The organism is Azoarcus olearius (genome assembly GCF_001682385.1).
GTDB classification, from domain to species: Bacteria; Pseudomonadota; Gammaproteobacteria; order Burkholderiales; family Rhodocyclaceae; genus Azoarcus; species Azoarcus olearius.
Genome location: NZ_CP016210.1, coordinates 2,824,610 through 2,837,432 on the forward strand (window position 1 = coordinate 2,824,610; position 12,823 = coordinate 2,837,432).

General features: G+C 68.9%; 11 protein-coding genes. 5 read left to right on the forward strand and 6 right to left on the reverse strand.

Features of this window, described 5'->3' with window-relative positions:
• Nucleotides 1–30 precede the first annotated feature (30 nt).
• The 4 genes from cynS to dqs_RS12960 all read left to right on the forward strand — a co-directional run bounded on the left by cynS (nucleotide 31) and on the right by dqs_RS12960 (nucleotide 3,500).
• Nucleotides 31–480 (forward strand): cyanase, encoded by a 450-nt coding sequence (gene cynS, locus dqs_RS12945; RefSeq protein ID WP_065340747.1) that lies wholly within the window; start codon nucleotides 31–33, stop codon nucleotides 478–480.
• A gap of 74 nt (nucleotides 481–554) precedes the next feature.
• The gene (locus dqs_RS12950) at nucleotides 555–1,352 is read left to right on the forward strand and encodes a sulfite exporter TauE/SafE family protein (RefSeq protein WP_065340748.1); all 798 of its coding nucleotides are present in this window, start codon (nucleotides 555–557) and stop codon (nucleotides 1,350–1,352) included.
• A gap of 16 nt (nucleotides 1,353–1,368) precedes the next feature.
• Nucleotides 1,369–2,229, forward strand: coding sequence for an MBL fold metallo-hydrolase (locus dqs_RS12955; protein ID WP_065340749.1), 861 nt, complete (start codon nucleotides 1,369–1,371; stop codon nucleotides 2,227–2,229).
• Nucleotides 2,229–3,500 (forward strand): MFS transporter, encoded by a 1,272-nt coding sequence (locus tag dqs_RS12960; protein WP_065340750.1) that lies wholly within the window; start codon nucleotides 2,229–2,231, stop codon nucleotides 3,498–3,500. Before dqs_RS12955 ends, dqs_RS12960 begins: the two co-directional genes overlap by 1 nt.
• Nucleotides 3,501–3,508: 8 nt before the next feature.
• On the opposite strand, the gene dqs_RS12965 is transcribed toward dqs_RS12960, so the two are convergent.
• Both dqs_RS12965 and dqs_RS12970 read right to left on the reverse strand, forming a co-directional pair.
• Nucleotides 3,509–4,216, reverse strand: a complete 708-nt coding sequence (locus tag dqs_RS12965; protein ID WP_011766209.1) for a DUF3334 family protein — start codon at nucleotides 4,214–4,216, stop codon at nucleotides 3,509–3,511.
• 117 nt (nucleotides 4,217–4,333) lie between these two features.
• A complete protein-coding gene (locus dqs_RS12970; RefSeq protein WP_065340751.1) occupies nucleotides 4,334–4,879 on the reverse strand; it encodes a TetR/AcrR family transcriptional regulator in 546 nt (181 codons plus the stop codon).
• 151 nt (nucleotides 4,880–5,030) lie between these two features.
• On the opposite strand from dqs_RS12970, the gene dqs_RS12975 reads away from it, so the two are divergent.
• On the forward strand, nucleotides 5,031–5,534 hold the full coding sequence (locus dqs_RS12975) for an HPP family protein (protein ID WP_065340752.1): 504 nt from the start codon (nucleotides 5,031–5,033) through the stop codon (nucleotides 5,532–5,534).
• Here the strand turns inward: dqs_RS12975 and dqs_RS12980 are convergent.
• The 4 genes from dqs_RS12980 to dqs_RS12995 all read right to left on the reverse strand — a co-directional run bounded on the left by dqs_RS12980 (nucleotide 5,522) and on the right by dqs_RS12995 (nucleotide 12,820).
• Complete coding sequence (locus tag dqs_RS12980) at nucleotides 5,522–10,570, reverse strand: PAS domain S-box protein (RefSeq protein WP_065340753.1); 5,049 nt, start codon at nucleotides 10,568–10,570, stop codon at nucleotides 5,522–5,524. The genes dqs_RS12975 and dqs_RS12980 overlap by 13 nt on opposite strands.
• 17 nt (nucleotides 10,571–10,587) lie before the next feature.
• Complete coding sequence (locus dqs_RS12985) at nucleotides 10,588–11,253, reverse strand: histidine phosphatase family protein (protein ID WP_065340754.1); 666 nt, start codon at nucleotides 11,251–11,253, stop codon at nucleotides 10,588–10,590.
• A complete protein-coding gene (locus tag dqs_RS12990; protein ID WP_011766214.1) occupies nucleotides 11,243–12,397 on the reverse strand; it encodes a response regulator in 1,155 nt (384 codons plus the stop codon). Before dqs_RS12990 ends, dqs_RS12985 begins: the two co-directional genes overlap by 11 nt.
• 165 nt (nucleotides 12,398–12,562) lie before the next feature.
• Entirely contained in the window at nucleotides 12,563–12,820 is a 258-nt protein-coding gene (locus dqs_RS12995) for a KTSC domain-containing protein (RefSeq protein ID WP_011766215.1), read from the reverse strand.
• Nucleotides 12,821–12,823: the final 3 nt, after the last annotated feature.

The window sequence follows — 12,823 nt, forward strand, 5'->3', positions numbered from 1 at the left end:
ATCCCCACCACGAGAAAACCGGAGAATCCCATGATCTCGAACCGCAGCGAAGTCACCGCTATGATCCTGTCCGCCAAGGTCCGCAAGGGCATCAAGTGGTCGCAGGTGGCCGAAGCGATCGGCCTGTCCAAGGAATGGACCACGGCCGGCTGCCTCGGCCAGATGACTTTCGACAAGGCCCAGGCCGAAACCATCGGCAAGCTCTTCGAGCTGTCCGACGAAGCCATCGCCTGGCTGCAGATCGTGCCCTACAAGGGCTCGCTGCCCACCGCCGTGCCGACCGATCCGCTGATCTACCGCTGGTACGAAGTCGTCAGCGTGTATGGCAGCACCATCAAGGAGCTGATCCACGAGGAATTCGGCGACGGCATCATGAGTGCGATCGACTTCTCGATGGACATCCAGCGCGAATCCGACCCCAAGGGCGACCGCGTGAACGTGGTGCTGTCGGGCAAGTTCCTGCCCTACAAGAGCTACTGAGCCCGACGCGTTCCGGCCGGCCGGCGGTTGCGCCGCGGGCTGGAAGGCCCTGCCTTCCCCCTGGATACCTCACGATGCTGCTTGGTTTCACGCTCGGCGCCGCCGTGGGCGCGGTGCTCGGCCTCACCGGCGCCGGCGGCGGCGTACTGGCCGTCCCGGCGCTGGTGCTCGGCCTCGGCCTCAGCCTGCCCGAGGCCGCGCCGATTGCGCTGGTCGCGGTTGGCGGCGCTGCCGCCATGGGCTGCATTGCCGGACTGCGGCGCGGCCTGGTGCGCTACCGCGCAGCGGCGCTGATGGCCGCGGTCGGCGCCCTGTGTGCGCCACTCGGCATGTGGCTCGCGCACCATCTGCCGGTGCGCGTCCTGATCGTCGCGTTCTGCGCGGTGATGGTGGTGATCGCGGTGCGGATGCTGCGCCAGGCGGGCGCGGCCGGCCGCGCCGCCGACGACGCCCACGCGGAGCACAACTGCATGATCAACCGGCTGACCGGGCGCTTCCGCTGGAATCTGCGCTGCTCCGCCACGCTCGCCGGCATCGGTGCCACGGCGGGACTCTTCACCGGCATGCTGGGCGTCGGCGGTGGTTTCCTGATCGTGCCCGCGTTCCGCCAGTTCAGCGATCTGACGATGCAGGCAAGCGCAGCAACCTCGCTCGCGGTCATCGCGCTCGTCAGCAGCGCCACCGTTGCGGGTTCGCTCGCCGCCGGAGCGAGCCTCGCGCCCTCCGCCTGGGCCTTCATCGCGGGCACCGCGGGCGGCATGTTTGCCGGGCGGCTGACCGCGGCCAGGCTGCCGTGGCAGTGGCTGCAGCGCATCTTCGCCTGGACCGTGCTGGCGGTTGCCGCCGCACTGTTCGCCCGCCACTTCGTCTGAAAGGACACCCCCACCCATGCTCCGCACCGAAGCCTTCTTCGATCCCGCCTCGGCCACCTTCAGCTACGTGGTGTTCGAGACCGACGGCGCCGACTGCGCCATCATCGACTCGGTGCTCGGCTACGACGCTGCCTCCGGCCGCACCTCCACCACCGCCGCCGACCGCATCCTGGCCTTCGTCGAAGCGCACCGGCTGCGCGTGCAGTGGCTGCTCGAAACCCACGCCCATGCCGACCATCTGTCCGCGGCGGCCTACCTGCGGCGCCGCAGCGGCGGGCGCATCGGCATCAGCGCGCGGATCGGCGAGGTGCAGTCCACCTTCCGCGAGGCCTTCAGCCTGGAACCGGAATTCCGCATCGACGGCAGCCAGTTCGACCACCTGTTCGAAGACGGCGAGCGCTTTTTCATCGGCAGCCTGCCCGCGGTGGCGATGCAGGTGCCCGGCCACACACCGGCCGACCTCGCCTACCGCATCGGCGACGATGCGGTGTTCGTCGGCGACACCCTGTTCATGCCCGACGTCGGCACCGCGCGCTGCGACTTCCCGGGCGGCGATCCGGCGCTGTTGTACCGCTCGATCCGGCGCCTGCTGTCGCTGCCGCCCGCAACCCGGCTGTTCCTGTGCCACGACTACCCGCCGCCCGGTCGGGCCGCCGCGTGCGAAACCACGGTGGGCGCGCAGCGCGCTGCCAACATCCATGTGCGCGACGGCATCGGCGAGGCGGAATTCGCCGCCAGGCGGCGCGCGCGCGATGCCACGCTGGGACTGCCCGCGCTGATCGCGCCCGCCATCCAGGTGAACATCCGCGCCGGCGAATTGCCGCCGCCGGACGCCAGCGGCAAGCGCTTCCTGAAAATTCCGCTCGACGTGCTGTGATGGACACCCCGCCCGCCTCCACCCGCGAACATGGGCTTGCCCTCCATGCACCGCGCGTTGGCCAGTGGCTGCTGCAGGTCCTGTTCGTGGGCTTGACGCTGGGCATGACGCGCACCGTGATTCCGGCGCTGGCGGAGTCCGAATTCGGCGTGGCGCGCGACGCCTTCGGCCTGCTGGCGGCCTTCCTGGTCGCCTTCGGGGTCGTCAAGGGCGCGATGAACTTCGTCGCCGGGCGGCTTTCGGAACGCATCGGCCGGCGCCGGGTGCTGCTGCTGGGGTGGTGGATCGCGCTGCCGATCCCGCTGCTGGTCTGGTACGCCCCCGGCTGGAACTGGATCGTCGCCGCGATGCTACTGCTCGGCATCAACCAGGGCCTGGCCTGGTCGATGACCCAGACCGCCGCGCTGGACCTCACCCGCGCCGACGAGCGCGGCCTGACCGTCGGCCTCAACGAACTCGCCGGCTACCTCGGCGTGGCGCTGGCCGGCCTCGCCACCGCCTACCTCGCCGAACTCGCCCCGGTGCGCGAAACCCTGCTCGGCTTCGGGCTTGCGGTGATCGCCCTCGCCTTGCTGCTGGGCCATCGCGTCACCGAAACGCTGCCCTGGGCCCACGGCGCCGCCGGCCCTGCCGGACCCGTGCCGGGCACGCGCGAAATCTTCCTGAAGGTGTCATGGCGCGACCGCCGCCTCGCCGCGCTCAGCCAGGCCGGGCTGGTGGAGAAATTCGTCGACGCGCTGGTATGGGCCTGCCTGCCGGCGCTGCTGTTCCAGCGCGGTCTGCCGCTGCGTCAGATCGGCTGGATCGTGGGCACCTACGGCGTCGTGTGGGGATGCGCGCAGATCTTCACCGGCAAGTTGTCCGACCGCATCGGCCGCCAGCCGCCCAACGTGTGGGGGATGTGGATCTGCGCGGGCGGCGTGGCGCTGATGGCGCTCGCCCACGGCCTCGCCGCCTGGACGATTGCGGCCGCGGTCACCGGGGCCGGCATGGCGCTGCTCTATCCCAACCTGTCGGCCGCGGTCGCGGACCTCGCGGCGCCGGCGTGGCGAGGCTCGGCCATCGGCATCTACCGCTTCTGGCGCGATCTGGGTTACGCCATCGGCGGCGTCGCGCTGGGGTTGGTCACCCACCTGGGCGGCGGGCTGGAAGCCGCGTTCTGGTTCGTCGCGATCGCGATGGCGGGTTCCGGCGCGCTGCTGTGGCGCTTCGGCGAGGAAAGCCATCCACGCCTCGCGCCCCGGCTACGCACCGCGCAGCCCCCGGCTTGACCCGCGGATTACATCCCGAGCGATTTCAACAGCGCGTCGGCGTCGTCATCGGCGGCGGCCTCCGCCGGCGCCGCATTGTCAGCGGTGCCCGCGCCGGCCGCATGGGCCTGCTCGATCAGCGCATCGGGATCGGGCGCTTCGTCGGCGGCGAACTCGTTGAGCTGGATGAACTCGGTGCGGTCGATCGCCAGTTCGAGATAGAAGATGTTGTTGCGGCCGGTGTAGAAACTGACCCGGCGTGCCTCCGGGCGATCGAGGTGGGTGTCCACGCTCAGCATCACCTGCTTGGTCAGCGCCAGCATCTTGGGCTGGTTCTGGGTGATCTGGGTCTGCAGCTCGCGCGAGATCTTGCCGGTGAAGTCGCCCACGCTCTGGTTCATCAGCTCGCCCATCACGTTGCCCACCTCGTCCGAGGTGAAGGCGGTGGCGAGGCCCTCGCGCCCCATCCCCATGTTGAGCATGTACTGCTCGTACAACTCCATTGCAGCAGCGGCCGAGAAGTTGATGACCACCAACCCGGAAAAGCCGCCGTCGAACAGCACGAAGCAGCCGATATCCGGCTTCAGGCAGGTCTTGTGGATGCGCTGGACCATGCTCGCGTAGTGGATCCGGCTGCCGGTGGCGACCGTCAGCACCTTGGCGACGGAGTCGCACAGGCTGCGGAGAATGTCCTCGGTTCCGAACACGACGGGATGCGTATGCGCAGTTTTGACCATGCTTGCCACCGGTATGAAGGAAGCCGGGAGGTATATCACATTCCCGCCGTCCTATTTCTATCGCAGTAGGAGCGCAGCGCTCGCCCTGCGCCGGGGCCCGGACGGTCCCAGCAATCGTCAGCCCGGGCCGAGCGCGACCGCCATCGCGCGAGCCGTCTCCGCCAGCCCTTCGTCGTATCCGGCAACCTGGGCCGCGACGGTCAGTCCTTCGCCGAGCAAGAAGAGCTGTCGGGCGGCCGCCTGCGGATCGGCCAGAGCCGCCTCGCTGCAGATGCGCTCGAGGTAGGCCCGGATCGCTTGCTTGTGCGCCGCCGCCACCGCGTGGGCCTCGTCGCTGGCCGCGGGATACTCCGCCGCGGCGTTGATGAAGGCGCAGCCGTGAAAATCCGGTTCCTGCGTCCACGCCAGGACGAACTCGACGTATGCGGCCGGCCGTTCCGGCAGCGGCCTCGCCTCCAGCGCGGCGCGCATGCGCGCCATGAAGAGGGTGTCGCGGTGTTCCAGCGCCGCGCGCACCAGCGCCTCCTTGGTGGGGAAGTAGCGGTAGAGCGTGCGTTTGGTGACCTCGCCTTCCTTGCTCAACTGGTCCACGCCGGTGGCGTGGAAGCCCTGGCGGTAAAAGAGCTGCATGGCGCTGTCGACCAGGTGTTCCTGCTTGGTCATGGGCAATCGGGATAGGGGTGATGGCTCCAGTATGGTGGGCGCGGCGGGCGAAGTAAACCGATCGGTAGACAAAAGTACACAGATCGGTTTAGTTTTGTATACAGATCGGTGTACTTTCTTTCCCGCCCCCTGCCACCCTCCGGAGAAGCTCATGTCCCTGCTCGCCCGCCTCGCCCGTTCCGCCGCCCCGGCCGCCCCTTCGCCGGCCTTCGTGCTGACGTCGATGTCCGGCGCCATCGTCGCGATCGCGCTCACCGGCTGGCTCACCCAGCTCTCCGGTTACCCCTGGCAAATGGCGCCCTTCGGGGCGAGCTGCGTGCTCGCCTTCGGCCTGCCCGACAGCCCGCTGGCGCAGCCGCGCAGCATCGTCGGCGGCCACCTGGTGGCAAGCGCGGTCGGGCTGGTGGTGCTGCATACGATGGGAGACGGCTGGCTGGCGGCCGGGGTGGCGGTGGGGGTGGCACTGGCGCTGATGCAGTTGAGCCGCACAGTCCACGCTCCCGCCGGCGCCGATCCGTTGGTGGTGCTCGCCAGCCATGCCGGCGCCGGCTTCCTGCTGACGCCGGTGCTGGCCGGCTCGGTGCTGATCGTCGTGGTGGCACTCGCGGTCAACAACCTGCGTCAGCGCGGCAGCTATCCGCGTTACTGGCGCTGATCCACCTCGTTCGCGGCAAGCGTCAGCCCCGCCGCGGGCGTGGCCGCGCGCAGGACTTCCAGCGCGGCGCCGAAATCGAAGTTCTCCACCGCGTCAGCGAAGCGCTGGAAGCCGCCGCCCAGCAACGCCCGCAACGCGGCCTCGTTGGCGGCGACGGTGGTGCCGCAGTCGAAATCGTCGCGCTCCAACTGGGCGATCAGGACTGGCAGCAGGGCCTGCAGCGCGGCGGGATCGGGCGCCTCGCCCGCGTGGAGGGGGTCGGCGGTTTCGGCCGGCAGCGCGCGCTGGATCGAGCGCACCAGAGGTTCCAGGCTGGCGCACACCGCCTTCACCCGCAGCGCGACCACGTCTTCCCCTTCGCGGTGGTCGAGCGCAGCCTCCAGTTGCTGGGCCAGCGCCTGCACTTCGCCGGCGCCGATCTGCGCCGCAGTGCCTTTCAGCGTATGCGCCAAGCGGACCGCGGTCACCGTGTCGCCGGACTCGCGCGCGGCCTCCATCGCCGCGCCGAAACCACCCTGGCCGGCGACGAACTTGCGCAGCAGCGAGCGGAACAGCGCCTTGCGGCCCATTGCGTTGCGCAAGCCCAGGGCGAGGTCGATGCCGTGGATGGCGGGAATCACCACGTCGGCCCCCTCCTCGTCCGGGGCCGGCAAGGCCGCCGGCAACGCGGCGGGCTGACGCTTGCCGGGCGTGATCCAGTGCCGCAGCGCGGCCCACAGCGCGGGCGGGTCGATCGGTTTGGCGAGGTGGTCGTCCATGCCGGCGGCAAGGCACTTCTCACGGTCGCTGGCCATCGCATTGGCAGTCATCGCGACAATGGGCAGGGTGTCGAATCCCGGCAGCCGGCGGATCTCGCCGGTGGCGGTCACGCCGTCCATCACCGGCATCTGCATGTCCATCAGCACCAGGTCGTAGCAGCCAGGCCCGCCCGCCTGAAGCAGGTCCAGCGCCACCGCGCCGTTCTCCGCCACTTCCACCACGAAGCCAGCCCCCGCCAGCAACCCCACCGCCACTTCCTGGTTGAGGTCGTTGTCCTCCACCAGCAGGATGCGGGCGCCGGCGATGGCGTCGAGGTCCGCGCCGCGCAGCGCGTCGCCCGGCACCTGGGCATCGTCGCCACGGGCGCGGCCGAGGGCGCGCATCAGGGTGTCGAACAGCAGCGAGGCGGTGACAGGCTTGATCAGCAGGTCGTGGATGCCGGCGTCGGCCGCCGATTTCATCACCTCGTCGCGGCCGTAGGCGGTCACCATCAGCAGGCGCGGCGAACTCGCGGCCAGCGCGCGTTTGATGCGGCGCGCGGTTTCGACGCCGTCGATGCCGGGCATCTGCCAGTCGAGGAACACCACCTCGTAGGGCGTGCCGGCCGCATTGGCGCGCTGGATTTCGTCCAGCGCCTCCAGCCCCGAGGACGCGGTGGAGACGGCGAAGCTCATGCTGCGCAGCAGGTCGCCGATGACCTCGCGCGCGAGGTCGTTGTCATCGACCACCAGCACCTTGCGCCCGCGCAGATCGGCGTCCGGCACCAGGCTGCGGTCGCTGCCGCTGCCGCGCGCCAGCCTTGCGGTGAACCAGAACGTGGAGCCCTTGCCGTATTCGCTGTCCACGCCCGCCTCGCCGCCCATCATGTGGGCGAGTTCGCGGGAGATCGCCAGCCCGAGGCCGGTGCCGCCGTACTTGCGCGTGGTGGAGTTGTCGGCCTGTTCGAAGGTCTGGAACAAGCGGGGAATCTGCTCGGCCTCGATGCCGATGCCGGTGTCGGTGACGGAGAAGCGCAGCACGACGTCGCGTTCGGCCGTTTCGGCGAGGTCGCAGCGGATGACGATGCTGCCCCGCTCGGTGAACTTGACCGCGTTGTTGGCGTAGTTGATCAGCACCTGGCCGAGCCGCAGGGGGTCGCCCACCAGGCTGCGCGGCACCGTCTTGCCCACGTCGATGATCAGCTCCAGCCCCTTGCCGGTGGCCTTTTCGGAGATCAGCCCGGTGACGTTTTCCAGCACGGTGTCGAGGTCGAACTCGATGTGCTCGACCGCCATCTTGCCGGCCTCGATTTTCGACAGGTCGAGGATGTCGTTGATGATCCCGAGCAGGTGCTGGCTGGAGCCCTGGATCTTCTTCAGGTAGTCGCGCTGCTGGCGCGTGAGGTCAGTATTGAGCACCAGATGCGTCATGCCGATCACCGCGTTCATCGGCGTGCGGATCTCGTGGCTCATGTTGGCGAGGAAGTTGGCCTTGGCGCGCGCCGCGTCCTCGGCGAGCTTCTGCGCATTGCGCACGGTCTGGAAAGCCTCGCGTTCGGTGGTGATGTCGTCGATCACCCACACGGTGCCCTTGCTGCGGTCGTGGATGTCCACCGCCTTGCCGGTGAGGCGCGCCCAGAACAGGCTGCCGTCACGTCGCATCAGCTCCTGCTCGCGGCACACGGCCTCGCCTTGCCACAGGCGGTTGTACACCGCGTCGCCGCCCAAGGCATAGGCGGTGTCATCCACGTACCAGATCGCGGTGGACTTGCCCACCATCTCGCCGTCTGACCAGCCGAAAATGTCATGCAGGCGGCGGTTGCAGCGGATCAGCACGCGGTCCTTGATCAGCGCGATGCCGGAGGTGGCGGTGTCGAAGATCGCCTGCTGGTGCTCGATGGCCAGCCGCAGCGCCTCGGTGCGGCTGGCGACGAGCTGTTCGAGGCGGGTGCGATAGGCCTCCAGCTCTTCGGCGGTGCGCTTCTTCTCGGTGATGTCTTCCTTGATCGCCAGATAGTGCGTCACCGCGCCATCGGGCTGGCGTACCGGGGTGATGTTGGCCAGTTCGACGTACTCGCTGCCGTCCTTGCGCCGGTTGTACAGCTCGCCCTGCCACGATTCTCCCTGCACCAGCCGCGCCCACATCTCGCGGTAGGTCGCCTCGGGGGTGCGGCCGGATTTCAGCACCGCGGGGTTGAGCCCGAGCGCCTCTTCGGCGCTGAAGCCGGTCTGGTGCACGAAAGCCTGGTTCACATACTCGATGCGCGCGTCGAGGTCGGTGATGACGATGGCTTCCGGGCTCTGGTCCACCGCAAGCGACAGCTTGCGCAACTGCTCCTCGATGCGGCGGCGCTCGGTGATGTCCTCCATCACCGCCACGTAGTTGCACACGCAGCCGTCGTCGTCGCGCAGCGGCACGATGGTGACGGCCTTGATGCGTTCGTTGCCGTTCTTGCGCCGGTTGATGAATTCACCCTTCCACGGCTCGCCGGCGCCCAGCGCGCGCCACATCGCTTCATAGGTGGTGCGCGGCGTCTTGCCGGACATCAGCAGGCGCGGGTTCTGGCCGAGGATTTCCTCGCGGCTGTAGCCGTTGTTGCGCGAGAAGGCGTCGTTCACATACACCGTGTTGGCGTCGAGGTCGGTGATCAGCACGGTGTTGGGGCTCTGGTCCACCGCCATCGACAGCATGCGGATCTCGGCCTCGGCCGCCTTCTGCGCGGTGACGTCGCTCCAGATGTCGACCAGGTAGTCCACGCCGTCCTGGCGGATGATGGTGACGTCCACCGTGACGTCGAGCAGGCGTCCGTCCTTGCAGCGGCGGCGGTTCTCGAAGCGCGCCCCGCCATGCTCGCGGACGAGGTCGATGCGGGCCTGGAAGGCCGCCGGCGTCAGCCGCCCCTGCACGTCGCGCAGGTTCATGCCCAGCATTTCCTCGCGGCTGTAGCCCAGCAGGCGGCAGGCCGCGGCGTTCACTTCGACGTAGTTCAGGTCGTCGGCACGGATCAGCTCGATCGCGTAGGGCGCTTCGGCCACCACGGCCTTCAGCAAGGCCTGGGTATCGCGCTCGGTGGCGAGGATGCGGCGGCGCTGCAAGGCGCTGCCGATGCGCAGCGCGGCCGCTTCCACGAGGCTGCGTTCCTCGGCCAGGAAGGGCTCGCCGGCTTCGGCCGGCAGCGGCTGCAGATAGGCGATGCCGAGCCGCAAGCGCCGGCCGGCGCCATCGACTTCCAGGATCAGCGCGCCCGGCTGCTCGAACACCGCGGGGTTGCCGTAATGCGCCGCGGCGTCGCCGATGCAGGCCGCGGCCCGCTCCGGATAGCGCATGGCGCCCGACAGCCGCGTCGCCACCGCCTGCAGCCAGGCGTCGTCGTCCGGCGCCTCGCCTTCGGTCAGGCGGAACACGTCGTACAGGCAGGACAGTTCCTGCATGCGCTTTTCCAGCAGCTGGCGCTCCTTGGCCAGTGCTGCTTCGCCCGCGCGGCGCGCCAGAACAGCGTCGCGGAAGGCGAGCGTGGTGGCGGCGATTTCCTGCAGCACGCTGCGCGCGCTGTGGCTGATACGACTGACCGCCGCCAGCGTCGGCGGCGAGGTATTGCCCCCGGCCAGCGCCTGCAGGGTGTCGGTCAGCGTGGCGACCTGGCGGCTGAGCCAGCGCGTGAACACGAACCAGATCAGCAGCAAGGCCGCCACCAGCCCGCCGCCCACCAGCGCGATACGCGCGGCGTGCTGGTTGAATATCTGGTACTGCCCGGCGGTGCGGCGCCCGGTGGCGCTCACCACGCGCTCGGCCATCTCCCCGGTGCGTTCGGACAGTTCGAGGTAGGACTGGGAGGCGCGGTAGGCCTGGCGCATCGCCCCCGGCGGGTCGATCGCGGCAAGGTCGGTGGCCTGGATGATGGCGTTGCGGTAGGTATCGAACTCGACGCGCAGCCCGGAGACGCCGAGCTGCGAATTCGCCAGTTGCTCCAGCACCGGCAACTGGCGCTCGAGCGCCGCGAGGCGATTCACCACCTCGGTGTGGACGCGATAGACCTCGGCTTCGGAGAGCTGGTGGGCGGCGGCGGACTCCAGCGTGCGGGACACCGTGCGCTGGATGCGGCCGATCTCGCGGTCGAATTCCACCGCCTGCGCGAGACGCCCGATCTCTTCGGCCTGCTGCGCATTGGTCTCGCGCAGCTCGTCGCGCAGGTGCTCCCACGAGCCGAGATTGACGATCCCGGCGAGCAGGCTGACGACGAAGACCGGCAGGAAGAGGACGTAGAGGTAGTGGGAAACGCGACGCTTGTCCGCGGGCATCCTTCCGGCCTCTCGGTTCAGCGCAGCAGTTCGGGCCACAGCCCCGGCGGCACGCTGGCAATGTATTCGAAGCCGCTTTCGCCCGCAGGCCGGAACACCACCAGTGTGCCTTCCTTGGGGAAATAGCCGATCAGATCCATCAGATTGGGGCCGTGCGCGACCAGCATGCGGTTGCTGCGGGCCGGCACCGGCGCGGACAGCAGCCGCCGGGTATTGGCGATGATCGGGGCCTTCTGCTCGGTGGTGAGGTTGGCGGTGTACATCAGCTGCATGTCGATCTGGGCGGGGAAGCGCGGAAACGCCGCGCTCACGGTGTCGCGCACGCGGCACAGCGGGCTGATGTGCATCTCGCCAATGGGTATCCGGGCCTTGCGCATCGCGTCGCCGATGCCTTCGGACAGCTTCTTCCCTTCTGCCGACAGCGGACGCTGCGTGGAGCAGTCGTTGAGGTCGACCTCGGGCATGCGGTCGGGCCGGGAGTTGTCGGTGTAGCCGTGACGCAGATACAGCACGTAGCCGCCACCGCGCAGTTGCTGCAGCGTGTCGCGCGTGGCAATGCGCTCGACGAAGGCCGGCGCCGCGGGTGCGGGCATGTCGCCGGCGTGCACGGCAAGCGGCAGCGCGCCGCTCAGCGCGAGGGTCGCCGCCAGCGCGGCGTGAAACAGGCGGAACTTACTCTTCATCGACATAGCGGGCGGCGATTTCGGCAAATTGATCCTTGCATTCGAGAAAGGCGTCGACGATCTCGGGGTCGAAATGGCGGCCCCGGCCTTCGACGATGATGCGGGTCGCCTCGTCGAGGCTCATCGGTGCCTTGTAGACGCGGCGGCTGATCAGCGCGTCGAACACGTCGGCCAGCGCCATCAGCCGGGCCGACACCGGAATCGCATCGCCCGCGAGCCCGGCCGGGTAGCCGCTGCCGTCCCATTTCTCGTGGTGGCCGAGCGAGATTTCGCGCGCGATCTCGAGAAACGCGAACGCACCGCCGGCCAGCGAGGCCGCGTCGCGGTCCGCCCCGCCCAGGGCCTGGTCCATCGCGCGCTCGATCGCCTCCGCGCCGATGACCGGGTGCGTCTTCATGATCTCGAACTCTTCCGGCGTGAGCCGGCCGGGCTTGAGCAGGATCGCGTCCGGAATGCCGACCTTGCCGATGTCGTGCAGGGGCGCCGCCTTCACGGTGATGTCCAGCCGTCCGCCGGACAGCGCGGCGGTGAAGCGCGGATTGGGCAGAAGCCGGGTGGCGAGCACCTTTACGTAGAACTGCGTGCGGATGATGTGGTTGCCGGTTTCGTTGTCGCGCGCCTCGGCCAGACAGGCGAGCGCACGCACGTTGAGATCCTGGATCAGCAGGTTCTCGCGCATGCGCCGGTGCACTTCGGCCTCCAGCCACTCGTTCTCGCGCGCCAGGCGGTCGCGGGCCTCCTTCAGTTCCAGCTGGGTGCGCACGCGCGCCAGCACGATGGAGGGGTTGAACGGCTTGGTGATGTAATCGACCGCGCCCAGTTCCAGCCCGCGCATCTCGTCGTCGGAGCCGGTCATCGCGGTGATGAAGATCACCGGCGTGGCACGGGTGGCAGGGTCTTCGCGCAGATGGCGCAGCACTTCGTAGCCGTCCATCTCCGGCATCATCACGTCGAGCAGGATGAGGTCCGGACGCGGCTCGGTATGGGCGGCACGAAGCGCGCGTTCGCCCGAATTGACTGCACGCACCTGATAGTGCGATTTCAGCACTTCGCCGAGCACCGCGAGATTCTGCGGCGTGTCATCTACGACCAGGAGGGTACGGCGGGGCGGTGTCGCAGCCGCCTGCCGGAGCGGTTCACCCACGGAGGTATTCCTTGTTATGGCTCAGCCCGGGTAATCATACCCTGCCGGCCACGTGGGATTGCCAGCACTGCGGCACGAAAGCAGCGATTCTGGCGATGCGCGGCAGACGCGCTTCTACGCGGTCGCTCATCACGTGCCGGGCGATGCCCGCTGATGGCCCGCCCGCTACTTGAAGAGATCGTCCAGCGGATTCACCTTCGGCGACGCCTTGGCCGCCACCCGCTTGCCGGCGAATTCCTCTTCGATGTTGTCGCGGTAATAACTCCACGCCGAGCCGGAGCCCGACAGGCGCCGCCACACCTCCTCGCCGACCGCGGCGTACTCGATCGCGCTGCCATCGTCGAGTTCGACCCGCAACACGCGCTGGCGCGCGTCGTAGCCGATCGCCCGCAGCTTGCCGGCACTGATGCGCTTCATCTCCATGGC